Here is a 20440-nt window from a genome sequence, read left to right on the forward strand (position 1 = left end):
CTATTATTGTAAGTTATATGAAAAAAGTATTTATTGTAGTAATGTTATGTGTCGTCATTTGCAGAGCCAATGCCCAGGAACTGCTCGTGCCTCTTAATGATGATTATGAAATGTCTTTGCAAAGTGCTGCTTATAATTCTTCATATCGTTTCCATACTGCCATGAAGTCTTGGTCCGAATATCAGTTTAATGGCATTATCGATATTGACAGTCTTAATGAATCACAGTATTGGAATGTTGATTTTAATAAGAAATGGAAAAAAATGATATGGGACTCCTTTATTAATAAAGATTTTATCAGAGTAAAAGGAGATGATTTTTATTTTGCGGTGAATCCGATTATTGATTTTGAAATTGGCAAAGACGATGATAAGTCTATATGGGTAAATACAAGAGGTGCTGAAGTAAAAGGCACTATAGGCAAAAATTTTGCTTTCTATAGTAATGTAAGAGAAAATCAAGCTGTGTTTCCGGATTATATAAATGCTTATTGTGTTGAAAATAAAGTGATTCCCGGACAGGGTTATACTAAACGTTTTAAAGAAAAAGGTTTTGATTTCACCAATGCTTCTGCATATATTTCTTTGCGTCCAGTGTATTGGCTTAATGCCACACTCGGTTATGGCAAGAATTTTATTGGTGACGGTTATCGTTCTCTGATACTTTCGGATAATGCATTTTCGTATCCTTATCTTAAACTTACGGCTGATATTTGGAATATTCAATATACTTGTCTTTATACTCAAATGACAGACAGGTACACATTGTTATCCGATGATACATACGCACGCAAATTTACTATCATTCACTTTTTGGATTATGCTGTGACAAAACGTCTTAACATAGGTTTTTTCGATGCCATGGTGTGTAGAGGACAAAATGATGAAGGTGTGCGTAGAGGTTTTGATTTTCAATATATTAATCCTATTATCTTCCTTCGTTCAACAGATTATTACGCCGGATCTTCTCCTGATAATGCTCTGATGGGGCTTAATATGAGTTTTATTCTTGGAAAACATACGACATTGTATGGTCAGTTTGTCCTCGATGAGATGACAGTGCATGAATTTGTCGCCGGTACAGGCTATTATGCCAATAAACAGGCTTATCAGTTCGGTGTGAAGAGTTACAATTGTTTCGGTGTGAAGAATCTGTTTTTACAGGGAGAATTTAATCTTGTTAGACCTTATATGTATTCTCATTATACGGGGGAAGATAACTATGCTCATCATAATCAGCCGCTTGCACATCCTTGGGGCGCAAATCTTTGTGAATTGGTCTTGAGAGCCCAATATAATTACAAGAGATTTTACCTACAGTATAAAATGAATTATGGACAATGGGGCGATGATGTGGATACATTGAATTACGGACATAATATTTATTTGGATTACAGAGATTATGCTTGGATAAATGGTGAACAAGGTAGATATGGGCATTATATGCTGACAGGAGAGAAAAACATTCTCGTTATGAATAATTTTGTATTCTCATGGCTTGTCAATCCTTCTTATAACATGAATGTGTTTGCTGAGATTACTCATCGTTATCATTCTGTAGAAAAAGAAAATGTAAATGATTTTATATTTAGCGTGGGTATTAGAACAAGTCTTGACAGAAAATATTACGACTTTTAATTGCCATGTCACATAATTTTGTTGTCGATAAATATCATTTGTACCGTCATGCATGGATCTTTGACAGTTCCCCTGATAAAGAGACAAAACTGACTGAACAACAATATTCTATAATGCTCGCTAATGGCGGTTTTATGGTGCGAAATACTTATGATTTCGACTGCAATGTGGCTACTTCGTTTTGGTATGTGATAAAGGATTCTTATTCCGGGTGGAGCGAATTTGGGAAATCTACAAAAAATTGTATTAATCGTGCTAAAAGAAAATTGTGTTTTAAAATCGTTGATAAGGAATGTATCTTGAAATATGGTTATGATATTATAGAGGATTCTTATAAACACTATAAAATTAAAGACAGAAGCATGTCAAAATCTGATTTTATATCATGGATTAAATACTGTAACAGCGAGGATTATGATTTTTGGGGAGTGTTTAATGATGATGATAATCTTGTCGGGTTAAGTGTCAACAGAAAGTATGGAATGTTTTGTGATTTTGATGCCACATACATCTTACATGATTATAAAACAGCAGAATACAGTGCATTTTACGGTCTTTTTTATGTGATGATAGATTATTATCTTCAACAAAAAGGATTTTCTTGTGTTTCCGACGGCTCCCGTTCTGTTTCCGAACATTCTAATATACAATCTTATCTTATTGATAAATTTAAGTTTAGAAAGGCTTATTGCAGACTTGATGTTTACTATAAATGGTGGTTTGGGATTGTAGTAAAGATATTGTATCCTTTTAGAAACGTTATTCCTTTTGTTAATGTTAAGGCTGTTTTAAGATTGGAAGAGTATAACAGGCAACAGAAAAGTATGTTTGAAAGTAAAATTGGTTCGTTATGATTGAGAGTTTATTGTTTCCGCTTGTTCCTGAACGTTTTAAGGAAGATGAAAGATATAGGAAAGGTCAAATTAATATCATTAATGCTTTGCCGGGAAGAAGGATAATGGGTGTCCATATTCCTGACATGAAAGAGTTGGCAAAACAACTTGCAAAACGGGATGATCCTTTGTTTTTGTTGGAATCTTTCAAATCTGCAGAGAAAAAAGAAAAACTCTATCATGAGGAAATTGTGGTGTGGGGTTTGTTGTTGAATTATGTTAAATGTTCGGTTGTTCAAAGATTGACTTTGCTTGAAGATTTTGTGCCTGTTATTGACAATTGGGCTGTATGTGACGTTTTCTGCAGTAGTGCCAAATGGTTTTCCAAGGTGCTTAAAAACAAACAGTCCTCTGATTATGTTTTGATGATGAGTTTTTTGAATGACTGTTTTGTGTCGCACCGTGAGTTTGAAGTCAGATTTGCCATAGTGATGTCTATGTGTTATCTTTTGAATGATGATATTCAGATGGTATTTTCCCGGTTCGATAATATAGATTTGAACAGTATTGTGTCGGAATATGGCGTACAGAACAGAATAAATGCTCCTTATTATGTAAAAATGGGGTTGGCATGGTGTCTTGCCACAGCATTGGCAAAGAATCCTGATGCAACCCGATGTTATATGAACAGGTGTGCTTTGCCTGATGATGTTAAAAAACTTTATGTAAGAAAAGTGAAAGAATCGTTTCGTACAAGAGATGTTAATCCTTATTGATATGATGAGAAAATTGTCTTTGGCGATAAAATGGGTATTTGACAGGATAGTGGCATTGATTGGAATGCTGTTTATTAGTCCTTTCATGTTGGTGATTTTCATCATACATAAAATAAAGATGCCTGATGGGTCTTTCTTTTTTTGGCAGGTTCGCATAGGACAATATGGAAAACCTTTCAAGATATGTAAAATAAGGACAATGAAGAATATTGGTGAAGAGGTTTATGTTACTACTTCTTTTGACCCTCGTGTTACTCCTTTTGGAAGATGGTTGCGCGATAAGAAAATAGATGCTTTGTCTGAACTTTTCAATGTGTTTGTGGGACAGATGAGTCTTGTTGGTCCTCGGCCCGATGTTCCGGGTTATGCCGATACCCTGCAAGGGGATGAACGTGTCATTCTCTTGATGAAACCGGGGTTGACAGGTCCTGCAAGTCTTAAGTATCGTCATGAGGAAGAGTTGCTGTCTCAACAGAAAGACCCTGTCAAGTATAATGATGAAGTGATATATCCCGATAAGGTAAAAATCAATATGGAATATTATCGCAATTGGTCGTTGCTTTTGGACCTCAAAATATTATTTATGACTTTCTTTTCTCATTAAAAACAGAATCTGTTGTTTTTTGTAAAATAAGGATTTATGTTTTGAACATTATGGTAAATGTTTGTATCATTAGATGTTTTATCTAAATGAGAAATGATATTTGAGGCGTACAGTTTTTGTTTTTTGATGAAGAACTAAAACCGATAATATGGTTCAAAATCAAAAATTGTCTGTTTTTCATTATTGATTATGTAACAAAATTTGGGAATCTCAAAAGCGTTGCTGACGTTTTTTTACAAGATAATGAACAAAGGAATAAAAATAAAGAACGGTCACCTGGCAGCGACCATTCTTTAAATAATAACATGAAACATAAAAAATTAAATTACACTCTTGTAATCTCCGCGCCCCCTTCAGGACTTGAACCTGAGACCCCCTGATTAACAGTCAGATGCTCTAACCAACTGAGCTAAGGAGGCGTTTGAAACACTTTTCTTTTGTGTTTGCGGTTGCAAAGATACATCTTTTTTTATTTTCGACAATGTTTTTTTGATAAATTTTAATTTTTTTCTTTTACTGAAATGATAAATATTTGAAAAATAATGTGTTAAATCTCATAACCGCCTTTTTCTTTCTTTCATCTTTTTTAGTTTGTCTTTCTTTTTCAAGATATTCTAATCGTGTTTCTATATTTTTTAGTGTCGTTTTAGTCTTTTAGATGACTGATTTAAGCTGTTTTTTGACTTTGTAAACAGAGATTTTAAAAAATAATTCCAAAAATTGTTATTTTTGCAATCTCTAACAAAAAATTAAAGATGAAAAAATCGGTTATTGGCATTGGCAATGCTTTGGTAGATATTTTAACCAAAATTAATGATGATAATATTTTGAAAGAATTGAATCTTCCCAAAGGTTCTATGCAACTTGTCGATAGAGAGATGTCTGATAGAATAGGGGAATCTCTTGAAAGTTTTGAGAGTTCAATGGCACCTGGTGGTTCTTCTGCCAATACTATTCATGGATTGGCAAAGTTGGGCGTTCCGACAGGTTTTATTTGTTATACTGGAAATGATAAAGTCGGGGCATTTTTTGAAGACGCCATGATGTCGGTCGGTGTCAAACCTGTTGTATTTCATAGTGATACTCCTTCAGGCACTTCACGTGCTATAGTATCTGCCGATGCAGAACGTACTTTTGCCACATACCTTGGCGCTGCAGTGGAATTGACAGACAGTCATCTCAATTTGGAACAGTTTAAGGGTTGGGATTATTGCTACATAGAAGGTTATCTTATTGCTAATACTTCCTTGTTCGTTAAAGCTGTCAAACTTGCCAAAGAAGCTGGTTGTAAAGTCGTTCTCGACTTGGCAAGTTATAATGTTGTTGAGAGTAATCGTGAGTTGTTATTGCAGATGTTACCTGAGATTGACATCGTTTTTGCCAATGAGGAAGAGGCAAAAAGTCTTACAATGAAGTCTCCGGAAGAATCATTGGAGCTCCTTTCTCAATATGTCGATATTGCAGTCGTTAAAATCGGCAAGAGAGGTTCGTTGATAAAAAGAGGTGATGAGATGGTTCATATTGATTGTCATAAGGTTAGTGTTGTTGATACTACTGGTGCCGGTGACATGTATGCAGCGGGATTCCTTGCAGGCCTTATTAATGGCATGTCATTGAAAGAATGTGGTGAACTTGGCAGCATCTTGGCTGAGAATATAATACAGGTTATAGGTGCTAAAATGGATGAATCTCGTTGGAACAATATCAAGGCACTATATCCTCAAATTTAAGGAAAACCTTAAAAGTTTGAAATTATTCAGTTTATTTTTAGAAAATATTGGGATTATTGCATTGAAATATGTAATTTTGCACCCAAATTGGTAATTTAGAAATACAAATATAAAATCTATGAAGATATTCCAGACAGACGAGATTCGGAACATTGCTCTCATCGGAGCTGCTAAATCCGGAAAAACTACTCTTGCCGAGAACATGGTATTCGAAGGCAAAATCATCAACAGAAAAGGTGCTACCGAGGACAAAAATACAGTGTCTGACTACCGCCCTATTGAAATGGAACGCGGTATTTCGGTACATGCAAGTTTAATGTACACGCTTTTCAATAACAAAAAGATCAATATTTTAGATACACCGGGTTTCAGTGACTTTTCTGGTGATATAGTAGCTTGTTTGTCGGCAGCAGACACAGCTGTATTTACGGTCAATTCTCAGGCAGGTGTTGAGGCAACATCAGAAAATGCATGGCGTCATGCAACTACTACAAACAAACCTGTGGTGTTCTTCATGAATCAACTTGACCATAACAATGCTAACTTTGACGATTCCGTTCATCAGTTGAGAGATTATTTCGGTGATAAAGTCACTCCTATTCAATATCCAGTCAACACAGGTGAGGGATTTAATTCTGTTATCGACCTTATCATGATGAAGATGTTGGTTTTCAAAAATGGTAACGGAGCACCCGAAATTCAAGATATTCCTGCTTCTGAAATGAGCAAGGCAGAAGAACTTCATAACAACCTTATAGAACATGCTGCCGAAGGTGAAGAGTCTCTTATGGAAAAATATTTTGAGGAAGGAACTCTCAGTGAAGAGGATATGGAAAAAGGTATTCGTCTCGGTATTGTTCATCGCGACATTTTCCCGATTATCTGTGGCGCTGCTAAAAATGGAATAGGTGTGACACGTCTTCTTGAATTTATTGTCAATGCTTGTCCTTCTCCGGCAGATACTCCTGCTGTGGTCGCTACTAATGGCAAAGAATTTCATAACAGTGTTGATGAACCGGCAGCGATGTTCTTCTTTAAGATTACTAACGAACAGAATCTCGGCGACGTCGCTATGGCTCGTGTTTATGGCGGTACTATTGCTGAATCACAGGACCTTGTCAATCCTCGTACAGGTAATAAGGAACGTATCTCGCAACTTCTCGTTTTCAACGGTAAAAACCGTGAAAGAATCGAGAAAGTTTGTGCCGGTGATATAATTTCTACTATTAAGTTGAAAGATGTCCGTACTTGTGACAGTCTTGTTGACCCCAAGATTGCAGATACAGCATTCCCGGCTATAGTATTTCCTACTCCTGTTTTCTCCATTGCTGTTAAGGCAGTTAATTCACAGGAAGATGAGAAACTTGGCGGTATTCTGGCAGACTTCCATAAAACGGATCCTACAATATTATCAGGCATGTCACGCGAGTTGCGTCAAAATATTCTCCAATGCCAAGGTGAATATCACCTTAATATTATAAAGTGGTATTTAGACAACGTTCATAAAATTGCTGTCGAATTCACTTCACCTAAGATTCCATATCGTGAGACTATTACTAAAACTGCCAAAGCCGATTATCGTCATAAGAAACAGTCGGGTGGTTCCGGACAGTTTGGTGAAGTTCATCTTATGCTTCAGCCTTATTATGAGGGATATACTGATCCTGCTGAACTTCAGGTGCGTGGAAAAGAAGAATATGACTTGCCATGGGGCGGTAAACTTATCTTCTGTAACTGTATAGTAGGTGGTTCTATCGATGCACGTTTCATGCCTGCTATTCTTAAAGGTATCAACGAACGTCTCGAAGAAGGTCCTCTTACAGGTTCGTATGCACGTGATATTGTCGTCTATGTTTATGATGGCAAGATGCACCCGGTCGATTCAAACGAAATGGCATTCAAGATTGCCGGTCGTATGGCTTTCAGTGCTGCTTTCAAGAATGCCGGTCCTAAGATTATGGAGCCTATATATGACCTCGCCGTACGTATGCCTGAAGATATGATGGGTGCTTGTATGACAGACCTTCAGGGTCGTCGCGCCATCATCATGGGAATGGATTCTGACCATCATTATCAAATTATTCGTGCCAAAGTGCCGTTGGCAGAGATGGACAAATATTCGACTTCATTGAGTTCTCTCACTTCAGGACGAGGAACCTTTACAATGAAATATGCTGAATATGCACAGGTGCCTACTGATGTTCAGAATAAGTTGCTGAAAGCTTATGAGGAAAGTAAAAAAGATGAAGATTAATATTTTATTCATATTTTTAAAAGGCACGCTGCAACGTGCCTTTTTTTATGTAATGAAATGATATTCATCAAAAAATCTTTTTAATGTCTTACAACAAAACTTCATTTATTTTTAATGTCTGTTTAAAATATGTTTATGTTTTTGTAAGTGCAGATGATTTTAAATTATAACAAACATATTGTCAATATTTTATGTTATGAATAATGTTATACCAATAGTACAACACCCTTTGCAGCCTTTTCTTCCCCATAATGCCCGTATTCTTATGTTGGGAAGTTTTCCTCCCAAACATGAGAAATGGTGTATGGAATGGTTTTATCCGAATTGGATTAACGATATGTGGCGTATCATGGGATATGTGTTTTATCATAATAAAAATCATTTTGTCGTTAAAAATATTGATGGTTCTGTTGAAAAAAGGTTTGATAGAATTTCTATCATGGATTTTTGCCGCGAGAAAGGTATTGCCATTTTTGATACTGCTTGCAAAGTAAGACGGTTAAAAGACAATGCCTCTGACAAATTTCTTGAGGTGGTGGAAAAAACCGATATTGCAGCTATGATAGAACAACTGCCGTATTGTACTGCTGTCGTTACCACCGGACAGAAAGCGACAGATGTGGTGGTGGATTCGTATAAATGTAATGAACCTTCAACAGGTTCTTGGTCAGAAGTTTTGATTTGTCAAAGAAAATTGCGTTTTTGGCGCATGCCTTCAACATCGCGGGCTTATTATCTGTCATTGGATAAAAAAGCTGGTTTTTATGAAAAAATGTTTGAATATGAGGGATTATTATAATATTTTTGCATAATGTTGAATAAGATGTTAATGATATTATTGAAATCTGACAATTGAGACTTCAGTGTTGCTTCATAAACACTTTTAATGATTTTTCAGATTTTGAATACATGATATTTTGCTGTGAAGAACCTTATTTCCATCGTGTTTTTAATATCAGACCACTGATAGCAGTGATTACCACATAATAAGGATAAATAAATTCCAACGGCAACACCCAAAATATCAGACTTCGTTGATTCATGAAATTTGATATATACCTTAATATAGGAAAGTCGATAAGAAATTTCAGTAAGACAAACATCACGAAGTTGAGCCATAAAAGGGGAGTAATGATTGCCATTATCGACAGGGATACTATTCCGAGATTGAACAGTAATACCGTCAATGCAGTGACAATGATTTTTATATTGGTGTATGCCTTTGTCTTGGAAACCCATCTGCGTCGTTGTTTTAGAAAATGACTTATAGTAGGACTTGTTTTTGTCTTTACCACAGCAGCTTTGTCAAGTAAAAAACAAACCGAGTTATTGCCGTAATGTCGCAGAAACTGTTCTAAAAGAAACATGTCGTCACCGGAAACAATGTTCATGTCATGACGATATCTCTCAACTTCTATGGCGGCTTTGCGTTCGTATGCCATGTTGGCACCATTGCACATTACCGGCATCTTGATAGATGCCGAGCCGGCTGTGCTCGCTATAAGACTCAGATGTTCAATAACTTGTAACTTTTCAAATATGTTGTTTGCCGGTGATAGCAAAACTGGTCCCAAAATCATTTTTACATCCTGATGTTTATATCTTGCGACAAAACTTTCAATCCATGTTTCAGGCAGGTCACAGTCGGCATCTGTAACCATTATCAAGTCGTTGCTGGCAGAGTGTAAGGCTTGTGAGATTGCAGCTTTCTTGCCTTGTCCGGTTGCTGTCAATAGCCTGATATTCAGTTCGCTATGTTCTTTTATGAAATCTTCTGCCAACTTGTGCGTATTGTCTGTTGAATGGTCATCTATAAGGATTATTTCAAACATGTCTTTACTGTATGTTTGATTTATAAATGATTTCAGCAATGTGATGATGACGTTTTCTTCATTTTTGGCAGCCACAAGTATGGAAACCTTGATGTCATGTATGGAGCATCTTTCGTATGTTTCTTTTAATGTGATAATTCCATAAGTGAAAGCAAAAATGCATATCATGTATAATGCAGCAGTAACCATGATGACAATCAATATGATATGTATCATTTCTATGTTCATGACTTTCTGAAAAATTTAAGTTTGTTTATTAGAAACAGACCTGTTACAGCAGGTATTGCTATATTGATAATCCATAGCATGGTACTTGCGGAAAATGCCATCATGCTGTATGTAGTGCTAATGCCGAGAATTTCAAACCATCTGTCGAAAACCATGATACAGACTGAACCCCTTACCGCAATTTCCATCATGGAGATGAATGGTACCATCATCATGGCAAGATATGTTAATGATACAGGTATCATGATGTTGAAATACGAAAGCGGGATGTTAAAAGCCCATGACAATAATACAAATTGTGAACAATACAATATGTACCGTATTATTGACAACGCAAGTATTATTGATAACTCCTTGCGGTTGTAGTTTACGAATACATTCATATATTCTTCTGTCTTATCTTTGTATTTTTTTGGTACTAAAAATTGTAAATATCTTAATATGTGAATGTTATAAAATATCAGCAACAGTAAGACAATTATTGCGACTGTCAGTATTATTGAAATGATTTTGTAATTTGAAGGTATAAAAGATATCAAAGCAATACAGCCGAATGATATTGTGGCGACTGATTGCGCTATGTTACCTACAAAAGACAGCATGGCGGCTTTGATTCTGTTGCTTTGTTCAAGAGTGAATATTCTTCCGAGAAAATCACCTGTTCTGTTTGGAAAGAACATTCCTGCCGTAATACCGGTGAAAATGGCTTGATATGAACGTTTTATCGAAAGATTCTCTAATGGTTTTATCAAAGTTTTCCATTTAAAAGCTTCCAAAAGTAAATTAAACGGCATCATTGCCAATGAAAATATCATGATAATAATCTCTCTTCTTCCGGTAAAAGATTCGGTAATGGTATCTTTAAGGTCTGCAATATTGGGATTACAGATGATTTTTTTATATAAAAACCAACAACCCAACAGTACAATGATAATTTTTATCAAAGTTTCTGCAAATTTTATTAATTTTGCTTTATGGATTGTTGAAATCTGCATAGCTTTTAACTTCCTGATTTTTCACTACAAAAATACAAAATATTGAGTACAGAAAAAATAATATTGGGAATCGATCCCGGAACGATGATTATGGGTTATGGTCTTATTTTACAGAAGAATAAGGACCTCGATATGATACGTATGGGTGTGTTAAAACTTAATATGTTTGATAATCAAGCACTTAAATTAAAAAGGATTTTTGAAAGGGTGTTGGAGATAATAGAAGAATATCATCCTGACGAATTAGCCATTGAAGCGCCGTTTTATGGAAAAAATGTGCAGTCTATGCTGAAACTTGGAAGAGCTCAGGGCGTTGCAATGGCGGCGGCTTTATACAGAGGCATTCCCATTTTTGAATATTCGCCGAGAAAGATAAAACAGTCTATAACCGGCAATGGTGCTGCATCTAAAGAACAGGTTTACCTCATGTTGCAAAAAATAGTAAGATTTGCTGAGATTCCTGATTATCTCGATGCCACCGACGCTATCGCAGCAGCTGTGTGTCATAGCTTTCAACATGATTTTGGCGATGTCGATACTCACAAGGTCAAAATTCCAAGAGGTAAGAAGTCATACAACAGTTGGGCTTCTTTTCTCGAGAATAATCCTGATAAAAAATTATGACAAAGTCTTAAACATATTGCCATAATCTTAAATTTTTTGAAAAACATTATTGTTTTCACATAAGTTTTTGATAGTATTGCCACCACCGATCCGGTACTTCGTTATGCATTGCCTGGTCATAATCCTGCTTTGAACATGGAATGTAATGATGACGTTGATACATCTCATTGTCTTTGCTCTTGAAAGACAAGTCTATCCACCATTTTTCAGTAAGTTTATGGCATAAAAACACCATTTCTTCCTGCTCTTCTATTTGCACTATATATTTTATAAAATCTTCGCTTTCCGGTGTCGGTATATCGTCAATACGGTTAGAAAAACCTTCTATGAAATACCATATCATTTGCGATATCATTTTGGCAGTCATATTGTTGATATCATAGTTTGGATTATATTCAAAGAAGCCTATAGATGATAATTTGTTGCTTAAACCTGCATATCGTGTCATTTGACAGCCTTCTTCACCGAGAAAACCGTTAGGAGAGCATCTTTTGATACCGGGTGCATCGGAAGCCTTAAAAGCAGATATGTCAATGCTAACAATATCGGCATTTCTCAACAATGGCTCTGTCAATGTGATGTTGTTGTGTGCATTGCCTAAGCGACAGGCGTCAAAAAAAAGTTTTTTCATCAGTGAGATAACTTCATCGTCATTGAAATATGTCTGATATCCTATGTTGGTGAAGTTAAACAGGTAATTTGGCTGATGAAGTACTATATAACTGAGGTATGATTTCGAGTTGATCTCTTCTTTGTCATGCCCGATGTCGAAACAAGAGTCGATAGCAGTTATATTGACTAATTTACCGGTATTTTCGTATGCCTGATAGAGTGGAAATGTCAAATCCTGACTTCCACCTAATACTATAGGAATGACATGATTTTTTAGAAGAGTCAAAAACACTTGATTTATTGCATAATAAGTGTCTTCTATGTTAAACCCGGTTTTTATATTTCCTAAATCTATGATTTTGACATTTTTCCAGTGATTATACAATGGATACAGAGCCTGCCTGATTACATCCGGGGCATCTTTGCAGCCGGCATTGTCAACCGAGTTGCGATCTTCATTGATTCCTATGATGGCAATGTCATAATCTTCTATATTTATGTCGTCGTTGTTGTAGAAATCTATACTGTTGCCGATTTGTTTTGCTAAGTATAAAGTGTTGCTGTCTAAAAGATCTTTGTTTACCGGATTGAGAAATATGCTGATATCCATTATAATGCAGAGTTTTAAAAAATCATTCAAAGATATGAAATATCTTGTTATGATAATTGTGTATTCTGTTTTTTTTGAGAAATCTAAATAACTTTTAAGAAATGTAGTTTTACATTTTGGTAAGATGAGGATTATTATGATGATAAATTTTTATTTTTGCATCATGAAGATAATGTTATTGGTGATAGGTAAGACTGATGATGGTTATTTGGAAACCGGCATAATGAAATATGTGGGAAGGTTGGAACATTATGTTTCATTCGAAATGAAAGTCATACCTGATTTGAGAAACAGGAAAACGCTTACTGTACAGGAACAGAAGAGGCAGGAAGGAATAATGATCCTTTCACAACTTTCACCCGGTGATGAAGTCATTCTCCTTGATGAAAAGGGAAAGACTTTTACTTCGCGGGCATTTTCACAATGGGTGGAACGTCTTGCAAATGCTAATTATAAACGTGTTGTATTCGTGATTGGAGGTCCTTACGGCTTCTCGGATGATGTTTACGATAAAGCAAAACATAAAATCAGTTTGTCGGAGATGACTTTCTCTCATCAAATGGTACGCCTCGTTTTTGTGGAACAATTATATAGGGCTTTTACTATAATAAAAGGTGAATCATATCATCATGATTAACAATAGACTGTAAAAATGTAGAAAATATTTCTTTTGCGCTCTTGACAATTTTTTCAAAAAGTCGTAAATTTGCGTAATTGAAATAAAAAAACACGTTTTTAAGATGGACTTAATAGAACTTTTAAAAGAGAGAGAGAATTATGATGATCTCAAGGCTCAGAAGAAATTGAGTCTTTTTTATGTTAAAGCACATGCATCTGGAATAGATTCGTTTATTGATGAGTTCTTCGAATGGCTTATTGTAAATAAAAACCTTAGTTATAAAGATATTTTCAAATATAGTGATCACGAACTTCATGACATATATTTTGACGAATTTAAGAAATAAGTTTTTTATGAGAAAGGTATCAATACTGATTTTTATGATGGGTCTTGTCGGACTCGTCACGAGTTGTTGCACCAAAACCGATTCTGCCACCGTAGTCGATGAGAAACAGGTTGTAGTCGATAATATGCTGGGTCGCCGAAGCATACGTGCATATAAGGAAACTCCTGTGCCTAAAGAAATTATGGATGTGATATTGAATTGTGGCATTAACGCTCCTAATGGAATGAACAAACAGCCATGGGAGATAAGAGTGGTTAGCAATGAAGAATATCTTAAAGGTATCTCTGATTTGCAGAAAGAAAATATGGACCCGAATAGTCCTCATAATCCGTTCAATGAGCCCGGTTTCCGCAATATCTTTCGTAATGCCCCTACAGTAGTATTCATAGCAACGGATTCTGGTATGTGTTCGCAGGTGGATTGCGGTCTTCTTGCCGGCAATATGGTTAACACCGCCTGGGCCTACGGCATTGGTAGCTGCATACAGATGGGACCTATTCGTTTCATGAAAACGGATGTGGCTAAACCTTATGTTGATAAACTTGGATTCTCTGACGGATATGAATTGCTTATGGCTATTGGATTCGGCTATCCAGATGAGTCTCCGGATGCCAAACCAAGAGATAATTCTAAAATACAATATCTTTTTGAAGATTGAAAATTCGGAATAAGAAAGTGTTATTGAGAAATTCTGTTCGATATAATAACATGATACCGTTATAATTTTTTAGACAATATAATCTTCTGTATAGGCTGTTTCAGATAATGTTGCAGCCTATATTTATTTGGATTTGTAGAAGATTTTGTTTCTACAATATTTTTCTTTTAATTATTTAGCTCAATGTTGGATAAGGATAAAAAATTTTTCTGAGATGTTTTTGTCAATCTTTATTTTAATAATGTAAATGGTATTATAAATGACGGTTTTGTATCGTTTCATTGCTTCCCACTTCTTCTTGAAACTATGTTTTTGAATCTTGAAAAATAATGGAATTTCAGTACTTACTGTTGTATTTTAACTTTTTTTATTTTAAGAATGAAATGTATGAAATGTTGAAAAAACAGACAAATGTATCCTGAATGTATCCTGAAATCAGTGATATGTATCCTGAATGTATCCTTGTTTGTGGAGAATATGCAGTGTGTTTACTGAAAAAAAAGTTTCATGAAAGACTAATAATTCAAATAACAACATGATATTCGGAAGTAATTTGTTAAAATTTTTTTTGGAAGTCTTTTAATACTGATGATTTAATATGAGTATGTTTTATGAGAAGAACAAAAACACACTTAAAATCGAAATAATTAGATATATGTAGCGAATATTGTTTTAATATTTGTATTTTTGCGGAAAATATAGGGTTGTATTGTATATGGACTCAGGTGTTGAATTTAAAAATATTTTTGAACATAAATGATTTCGGCCTTTGTCGATATTGATGATAATTACTTGTTTTTAGAATGAATTATAATCAATGTGATTCGAAATGCTGAAATAATAAAGACTATTGACTTAATAAACGGTGCAATATATTTTTAATGAACGAAATATTTTAAAACGTTAATTTAGGGAGTATGTCAATATGGAACAGACTGATCGGCATCAGAAATATTGAAGATATAAAAAAGAATTTCAGTAGGAAGGTATCATCTGTGTCGTATGATGCTTCGCATTATGCTATTATTGATTTAGAGATAGGATTTAATGATAAAAAAATACATGATATAGGTGCCATCCGTTATGACGGAGCCGTCTATCATAAGGCATCAAAAGAGAAATTATTTGATTTTCTTCATGATATTGACTTTATCTGTGGACATAATATCATTCATCATGATGCCAAGTATTTGTTCGCTGACAGAAAATGCCGTTGGCTTTTGGTCGATACGCTTTATATGTCGCCTTTGATGTTTCCTGATCGTCCATATCACAGACTTGTAAAAGACGATAAGTTGATCAGCGACGATATTAATAATCCTGTGAATGATTGTGTGAAAGCCAAGGATTTGTTGTTGGATGAGATTGCACGCTGGAATTCTCTTCCGGAAAGAAAACGCAATTTGTTTGCCTCATTATTACAAGGACAGGAGGAATTTGAAGGATTTCTCAGCATGGTTGGTGCTGATTATATCCATGATGGATTGTCTCAAGTTATATTTGAACTTTATAAAGGAAAAATTTGTGAACATGCCGATATGGATTGGATCATAAAACAATATCCATGCGAATTGGCATACGCATTGGCTCTTGTCGATACCACTGATCATCGTTCCATAACTCCAGGATGGGTGTTGCGTAATTATCCTGAAGTCGAGTTTGTGATAAAACTTCTGCGACAAACTCCTTGTCATAAAGATTGTGCTTATTGCAGTACCCGGATGAATGTGTTAATTAACCTGAAGTCATTTTTTGGATACGAGGAGTTTCGTACTTATGAAGGAGAGCCGTTACAGGAAAAAGCTGCTAAAGCTGCCGTGGAAGGCAAATCGTTGATAGCTATATTTCCTACCGGAGGCGGTAAATCGCTTACCTTTCAGTTGCCGGCACTGATGGAAGGTCGTTCCGTGCATGGACTTACTGTGGTAATTTCTCCTTTGCAATCATTGATGAAAGACCAGGTGGACAACCTCGCTGACAGAGGTATTACTGATGCCGTAACCATTAACGGCCTTTTGGATCCTATTACAAGAGCTTTGGCAATTAATAGGGTTATCGAAGGTGAAGTCTCGTTGTTGTATATTGCTCCTGAAATGCTCCGCTCTAAGACCATAGAAAGGATTCTGATGATACGTCATGTTGTGAGATTCGTGATAGACGAAGCACACTGTTTTTCTTCATGGGGACATGATTTCAGGGTGGATTATCTGTATATCGGCAAGTTTATTAAGGAATATCAGCAAAAAAAGGGTTGTAGAAAACCCATACCCGTGTCTTGTTTCACAGCTACGGCCAAACAGAAAGTGATACAGGATATCAGAGACTATTTCAAAAATACTTTGAAATTGGATTTAGAGTTGTTTGCTTCTACGGCATCCAGAACCAATCTGCATTATTCTGTCATACATGCTGATACTGATGATGAGAAATATTCTATACTGAGAGGATTGATTGCAGAGTCCGATTGTCCGACTATCATTTATGTTTCTCGTACCAGACGTACAATAGAACTTGCAGCCAAACTGACTCGTGACGGTTATAAAGCTTTACCTTACAATGGCAAGATGGATTCTGATGAAAAAATTGTCAATCAGGATAGTTTCATGAATGATGATGTGCGCATAATAGTGGCAACTTCGGCTTTTGGTATGGGAGTAGATAAGAAAAATGTCGGTCTCGTGGTGCATTATGATATTTCCGATTCATTGGAGAATTATGTGCAGGAGGCTGGCAGAGCCGGACGCGACCCTCATATCGATGCTCTTTGTTATGTGCTTTATTGTGATAGTGATTTGGACAAACATTTCATACTGTTAAACCAGACAAAACTCAGCATAAGCGAGATACAACAGGTTTGGAAAGCTATAAAAGATCTTACAAAACAACGTAATAGAGTTTGTTGTTCTGCTTTGGAAATAGCTCGTCAGGCAGGTTGGGATGATACCGTATCTGACATTGAGACTCGTGTAAGGACTGCTTTATCTGCTTTGGAACAAAGCGGTTTCATAGAAAGGGGAAACAATATACCTCATGTATATGCCACCGGTATTACGGTAAAGAATATGAATGAAGCCATGAAACGCATTTCGGAATCGGTGCTTTTTGCTGAAGAGGAGATAGAAAATGTTTCAAGGATTATCAAATCACTAATATCTAAAAAATATATTACAAAATCACAGGATTCAGAGGCAGAGTCGAGGATAGACTATTTGGCGGATGTTCTCGGACTTAATAAAAGTGTGGTCATTTCTGTTGTGGAGCGTATGCGTCAGGAAGGTATTTTGGCAGATAGCAAGGATATTTCCGCCTATATCATGGATGTCGGCGACTCGGAACGAAAGTCAAGGGCTTTGCTTGAGCGTTTTGCCAAATTGGAGAAATATATACTAAGCCATATCCCTGACGAATCTTTGCGCATCTCTTGTAAACAATTGAATGATAATGTAATAAACGATGGTATCAATACTTCTAAAGAGAAAGATATTCGTACCCTGCTTTATTTTCTTACTATAAAAGGTTATATACGTAAAAAAGAAGATCCGCTCCATAATATGGAAATCACTCTCCGTTCAGATATGAAATCAACTATAAATCGTTTTGAGAGACGATTAGAAATAAGCCGTTTAACCATAAAATGGCTCTTTGGAATGGAGAATACAGCTTCTAATGAGGATAAGGAGAAAAGAATGATACAGTTTTCTATATTGGAACTTCTGAATCATGTCAAGGCAGCATCTCATTCTATTTTCAATGAACCCTATGACTTTCAGATTGAGGATGTGGAAGAAACTCTTTTGTATCTGTCTAAGATAGGCGCTCTTAAACTTGAAGGTGGATTCTTGGTTCTTTATAATGCCATGGATATACGAAGAATAAAGGATAGTAAGTTGAGATATAAGTTGGAAGACTACAAAATGTTGAATGAGTTTTACAAACAGAAAATCCAACAAGTACATATTGTAGGGGAATATGCCAATCTGATGGTGCGTAATTATAATGCAGCGTTGCAATACGTACAGGATTATTTTCAGATGGACTATAAGAAGTTTATAGCCAAGTATTTCAAAGGTGAAAGGATAAAGGAGATACAACGCAATCTGACACCGGAGAAATACAAACAGTTGTTCGGTCAGTTGTCTGAACGTCAGAAGGAAATTGTTTCCGACAAGGATTCTCGTTGTATTGTTGTAGCTGCCGGTCCCGGTAGCGGAAAGACACGTGTGTTGGTTCACAAGCTCGCATCTATTTTGTTGTTGGAAGATGTCAAACACGAACAACTTTTGATGCTGACATTTTCACGTGCGGCAGCTACGGAATTCAAACAACGTTTGGTGAAATTGATGGGGAATGCAGCATATTATGTTGAAATAAAAACTTTTCACTCATACAGTTTTGATCTTTTAGGTCGTGTAGGCAATCTTGAAGATGTCGATAATGTAGTGGATAGAGCTGCTAAGATGATAGAACAGGGAGAGGTTGAACCTAATAGAATAGGAAAAACGGTTTTGGTAATAGACGAGGCTCAGGATATAAGTGCTGAAGAGTATGCTCTTGTGATGGCGATGATGACTAAAAATGAAGAAATGCGCGTCATTCTTGTCGGCGATGATGACCAGAATATTTATGAATTCCGCGGAGCTGATTCCCAACACATGTATCAAATGCTACGGATTTCGGGAAGCCGTTGTTTTGAGATGACTGAGAATTACCGAAGTGCACGTCATTTAGTGAATTTCGCCAATGAGTTTACTAAGACTATCAGTAAAAGAATGAAAAAAACGCCTATTATCTCCATGAGAAAGGAAAAAGGCTATGTCGAAGTGATACGCCACAGGTCATTATATATGTATCAGCCACTTATCGAGAATCTGATACGTCATAAGGATAATGGTTCATCCTGCATACTGACTCAAAGAAATGATGAAGCGGTTATTATTGTGGCTCTATTAAGAAAACAAGGCATTAAATGTAAATTGATACAGTCCATGGACGGCTTTCGCTTCTGGAATATGGTAGAAGTGAGGTATTTTTTGAAATATATCGATAAAAGACTCACCACACCTTTGATTCCTGACGAACTATGGGACGCAGCCAAACAAGCTACATCAACTTTATATGGGAAAGGTCAAAACTTGTCGTATCTGAACCGTTGTACGGAACTGTTTGAACAGACTAATAAAACCAAATACATTAGTGACTTCAGGGATTTTGTATTTGAGTCGTCTGTGGAAGATTTCTGTGATATCTCAAATACTGACGTGGTGGTTTCTACTATTCATAAGGCAAAAGGTCTTGAATTTGACGATGTATATATGCTTGTTTCAGATAATCATTCCAAAGATGATGAACTGATGCGTCGTTTTTATGTTGGCATGACACGTGCTAAAAACAGACTGTTTATTCATACCAATAGTAATTGTTTCGATAATTTGAGCGTGGATAATTATTTTGTTGACTCGAAAAAATATTCCATGCCTGAAGAAATTGTATTGCAACTTACCCATAAGGATGTCAATTTGGGATATTTCAAGAATCTTAAACAGGAAGTACTGTCTTTAAGAGGAGGAGATGCCTTGTATTATGAAAACTTTATCTTGTATGAGCCCGGAACTGGAAAAGAGGTGGCCAAATTGTCTTCAAACATGCAGACAACATTGTTGGAATGGAAAGAAAAAGGCTATGAGGTGCGTTCTGCATCTGCTCGTTTTATTGTGGCATGGAAACCTAAAGATGCACCAAAAGATGAACCGGAAACAGCAGTATTGTTGGCTGATTTGGTTCTTTCTTTGTGATATGGAGAATTTATCTTGATATTGATGTAAAAAAACGTTATAAGGATTATTTATTTACAGGTAATCATTCTTGATGTCGTTAATTGAAAACTCGACTTGTTACCGGACAATATTTTTAACTCGACAAATAATAGAATTTCAGTACTTCTTTTTGTATTTTAAAAATTAAATGTTGAAAAAAACAGACAAATGTATCCTGAATGTATCCTGAAATCAGTGATATGTATCCTGAATGTATCCTTGTTTGTGGAATATTTGGTGTGTCAGACAGTACTAAAAGATGCGTGAAA

15 protein-coding genes and 1 tRNA gene are annotated in these 20440 nt (G+C 35.8%); 12 read left to right on the top strand and 4 right to left on the bottom strand.

Annotated features, from left to right (window positions below; all coding sequences use genetic code 11):
* Nucleotides 1-17 precede the first annotated feature (17 nt).
* Genes ACZOVS_RS07285 through ACZOVS_RS07300 form a run of 4 tightly spaced genes read left to right on the top strand, consistent with a single transcriptional unit; the run spans nt 18 to nt 3850 of the window.
* Complete coding sequence (locus ACZOVS_RS07285; RefSeq protein WP_483996577.1) at nt 18-1637, top strand: hypothetical protein; 1620 nt, start codon at nt 18-20, stop codon at nt 1635-1637.
* A gap of 5 nt (nt 1638-1642) precedes the next feature.
* Nucleotides 1643-2491: a hypothetical protein gene (locus tag ACZOVS_RS07290; protein ID WP_483996578.1), complete on the top strand. Its 849-nt coding sequence runs from the start codon at nt 1643-1645 to the stop codon at nt 2489-2491.
* The gene (locus ACZOVS_RS07295; RefSeq protein WP_483996579.1) at nt 2488-3246 is read left to right on the top strand and encodes a DNA alkylation repair protein; all 759 of its coding nucleotides are present in this window, start codon (nt 2488-2490) and stop codon (nt 3244-3246) included. The genes ACZOVS_RS07290 and ACZOVS_RS07295 overlap by 4 nt, the downstream gene beginning before the upstream one ends.
* A 1-nt stretch (nt 3247) precedes the next feature.
* Nucleotides 3248-3850 (top strand): sugar transferase, encoded by a 603-nt coding sequence (locus tag ACZOVS_RS07300; protein WP_483996580.1) that lies wholly within the window; start codon nt 3248-3250, stop codon nt 3848-3850.
* Between the two features lie 345 nt (nt 3851-4195).
* Here ACZOVS_RS07300 and ACZOVS_RS07305 read toward each other — a convergent pair.
* Nucleotides 4196-4269, bottom strand: a tRNA-Asn gene (locus ACZOVS_RS07305).
* Nucleotides 4270-4605: 336 nt separating this feature from the next.
* Here ACZOVS_RS07305 and ACZOVS_RS07310 point away from each other — a divergent pair.
* From ACZOVS_RS07310 to ACZOVS_RS07320, 3 genes are all read left to right on the top strand, one after another.
* Entirely contained in the window at nt 4606-5580 is a 975-nt protein-coding gene (locus tag ACZOVS_RS07310) for an adenosine kinase (RefSeq protein WP_483996581.1), read from the top strand.
* Nucleotides 5581-5698: 118 nt separating this feature from the next.
* Nucleotides 5699-7834 (top strand): elongation factor G, encoded by a 2136-nt coding sequence (locus ACZOVS_RS07315; protein WP_483996582.1) that lies wholly within the window; start codon nt 5699-5701, stop codon nt 7832-7834.
* Between the two features lie 196 nt (nt 7835-8030).
* Entirely contained in the window at nt 8031-8633 is a 603-nt protein-coding gene (locus ACZOVS_RS07320) for a uracil-DNA glycosylase family protein (RefSeq protein WP_483996583.1), read from the top strand.
* Between the two features lie 133 nt (nt 8634-8766).
* On the opposite strand, the gene ACZOVS_RS07325 is transcribed toward ACZOVS_RS07320, so the two are convergent.
* Both ACZOVS_RS07325 and ACZOVS_RS07330 read right to left on the bottom strand, forming a co-directional pair.
* Nucleotides 8767-9894, bottom strand: coding sequence for a glycosyltransferase (locus ACZOVS_RS07325; protein WP_483996584.1), 1128 nt, complete (start codon nt 9892-9894; stop codon nt 8767-8769).
* Nucleotides 9891-10838, bottom strand: a complete 948-nt coding sequence (locus ACZOVS_RS07330) for a lysylphosphatidylglycerol synthase domain-containing protein (protein ID WP_483996585.1) — start codon at nt 10836-10838, stop codon at nt 9891-9893. Before ACZOVS_RS07330 ends, ACZOVS_RS07325 begins: the two co-directional genes overlap by 4 nt.
* Nucleotides 10839-10931: 93 nt before the next feature.
* Here ACZOVS_RS07330 and ruvC point away from each other — a divergent pair, with 93 nt between their 5' ends.
* On the top strand, nt 10932-11513 hold the full coding sequence (gene ruvC / locus ACZOVS_RS07335) for a crossover junction endodeoxyribonuclease RuvC (protein ID WP_483996586.1): 582 nt from the start codon (nt 10932-10934) through the stop codon (nt 11511-11513).
* Between the two features lie 55 nt (nt 11514-11568).
* Here ruvC and ACZOVS_RS07340 read toward each other — a convergent pair whose 3' ends face one another.
* Nucleotides 11569-12735 carry a formimidoylglutamase gene (locus ACZOVS_RS07340; protein ID WP_483996587.1) on the bottom strand — a complete coding sequence of 389 codons (1167 nt, stop codon included), beginning with the start codon at nt 12733-12735 and terminating at the stop codon, nt 11569-11571.
* Between the two features lie 163 nt (nt 12736-12898).
* Here ACZOVS_RS07340 and rlmH point away from each other — a divergent pair, with 163 nt between their 5' ends.
* From rlmH to ACZOVS_RS07360, 4 genes are all read left to right on the top strand, one after another.
* On the top strand, nt 12899-13372 hold the full coding sequence (gene rlmH, locus ACZOVS_RS07345) for a 23S rRNA (pseudouridine(1915)-N(3))-methyltransferase RlmH (RefSeq protein ID WP_483996588.1): 474 nt from the start codon (nt 12899-12901) through the stop codon (nt 13370-13372).
* Nucleotides 13373-13475: 103 nt separating this feature from the next.
* Nucleotides 13476-13700, top strand: coding sequence for a hypothetical protein (locus ACZOVS_RS07350; protein WP_483996589.1), 225 nt, complete (start codon nt 13476-13478; stop codon nt 13698-13700).
* Nucleotides 13701-13707: 7 nt separating this feature from the next.
* On the top strand, nt 13708-14358 hold the full coding sequence (locus ACZOVS_RS07355; RefSeq protein WP_483996590.1) for a nitroreductase family protein: 651 nt from the start codon (nt 13708-13710) through the stop codon (nt 14356-14358).
* 917 nt (nt 14359-15275) lie between these two features.
* Nucleotides 15276-20150 carry a RecQ family ATP-dependent DNA helicase gene (locus ACZOVS_RS07360; protein WP_483996591.1) on the top strand — a complete coding sequence of 1625 codons (4875 nt, stop codon included), beginning with the start codon at nt 15276-15278 and terminating at the stop codon, nt 20148-20150.
* Nucleotides 20151-20440: the final 290 nt, after the last annotated feature.

It is taken from the genome of Candidatus Limimorpha avicola, assembly GCF_056978975.1.

What these genes read in the sequence shown, in the direction of transcription:
- ACZOVS_RS07285 (WP_483996577.1), top strand. Translation starts at nt 18, where the DNA reads ATGAAAAAAGTATTTATTGTAGTAATGTTATGTGTCGTCATTTGCAGA.
- ACZOVS_RS07290 (WP_483996578.1), top strand. Translation starts at nt 1,643, where the DNA reads ATGTCACATAATTTTGTTGTCGATAAATATCATTTGTACCGTCATGCA.
- ACZOVS_RS07295 (WP_483996579.1), top strand. Translation starts at nt 2,488, where the DNA reads ATGATTGAGAGTTTATTGTTTCCGCTTGTTCCTGAACGTTTTAAGGAA.
- ACZOVS_RS07300 (WP_483996580.1), top strand. Translation starts at nt 3,248, where the DNA reads ATGATGAGAAAATTGTCTTTGGCGATAAAATGGGTATTTGACAGGATA.
- ACZOVS_RS07310 (WP_483996581.1), top strand. Translation starts at nt 4,606, where the DNA reads ATGAAAAAATCGGTTATTGGCATTGGCAATGCTTTGGTAGATATTTTA.
- ACZOVS_RS07315 (WP_483996582.1), top strand. Translation starts at nt 5,699, where the DNA reads ATGAAGATATTCCAGACAGACGAGATTCGGAACATTGCTCTCATCGGA.
- ACZOVS_RS07320 (WP_483996583.1), top strand. Translation starts at nt 8,031, where the DNA reads ATGAATAATGTTATACCAATAGTACAACACCCTTTGCAGCCTTTTCTT.
- ACZOVS_RS07325 (WP_483996584.1), bottom strand. Translation starts at nt 9,894, where the DNA reads ATGAACATAGAAATGATACATATCATATTGATTGTCATCATGGTTACT.
- ACZOVS_RS07340 (WP_483996587.1), bottom strand. Translation starts at nt 12,735, where the DNA reads ATGGATATCAGCATATTTCTCAATCCGGTAAACAAAGATCTTTTAGAC.
- rlmH (WP_483996588.1), top strand. Translation starts at nt 12,899, where the DNA reads ATGAAGATAATGTTATTGGTGATAGGTAAGACTGATGATGGTTATTTG.
- ACZOVS_RS07350 (WP_483996589.1), top strand. Translation starts at nt 13,476, where the DNA reads ATGGACTTAATAGAACTTTTAAAAGAGAGAGAGAATTATGATGATCTC.
- ACZOVS_RS07355 (WP_483996590.1), top strand. Translation starts at nt 13,708, where the DNA reads ATGAGAAAGGTATCAATACTGATTTTTATGATGGGTCTTGTCGGACTC.
- ACZOVS_RS07360 (WP_483996591.1), top strand. Translation starts at nt 15,276, where the DNA reads ATGTCAATATGGAACAGACTGATCGGCATCAGAAATATTGAAGATATA.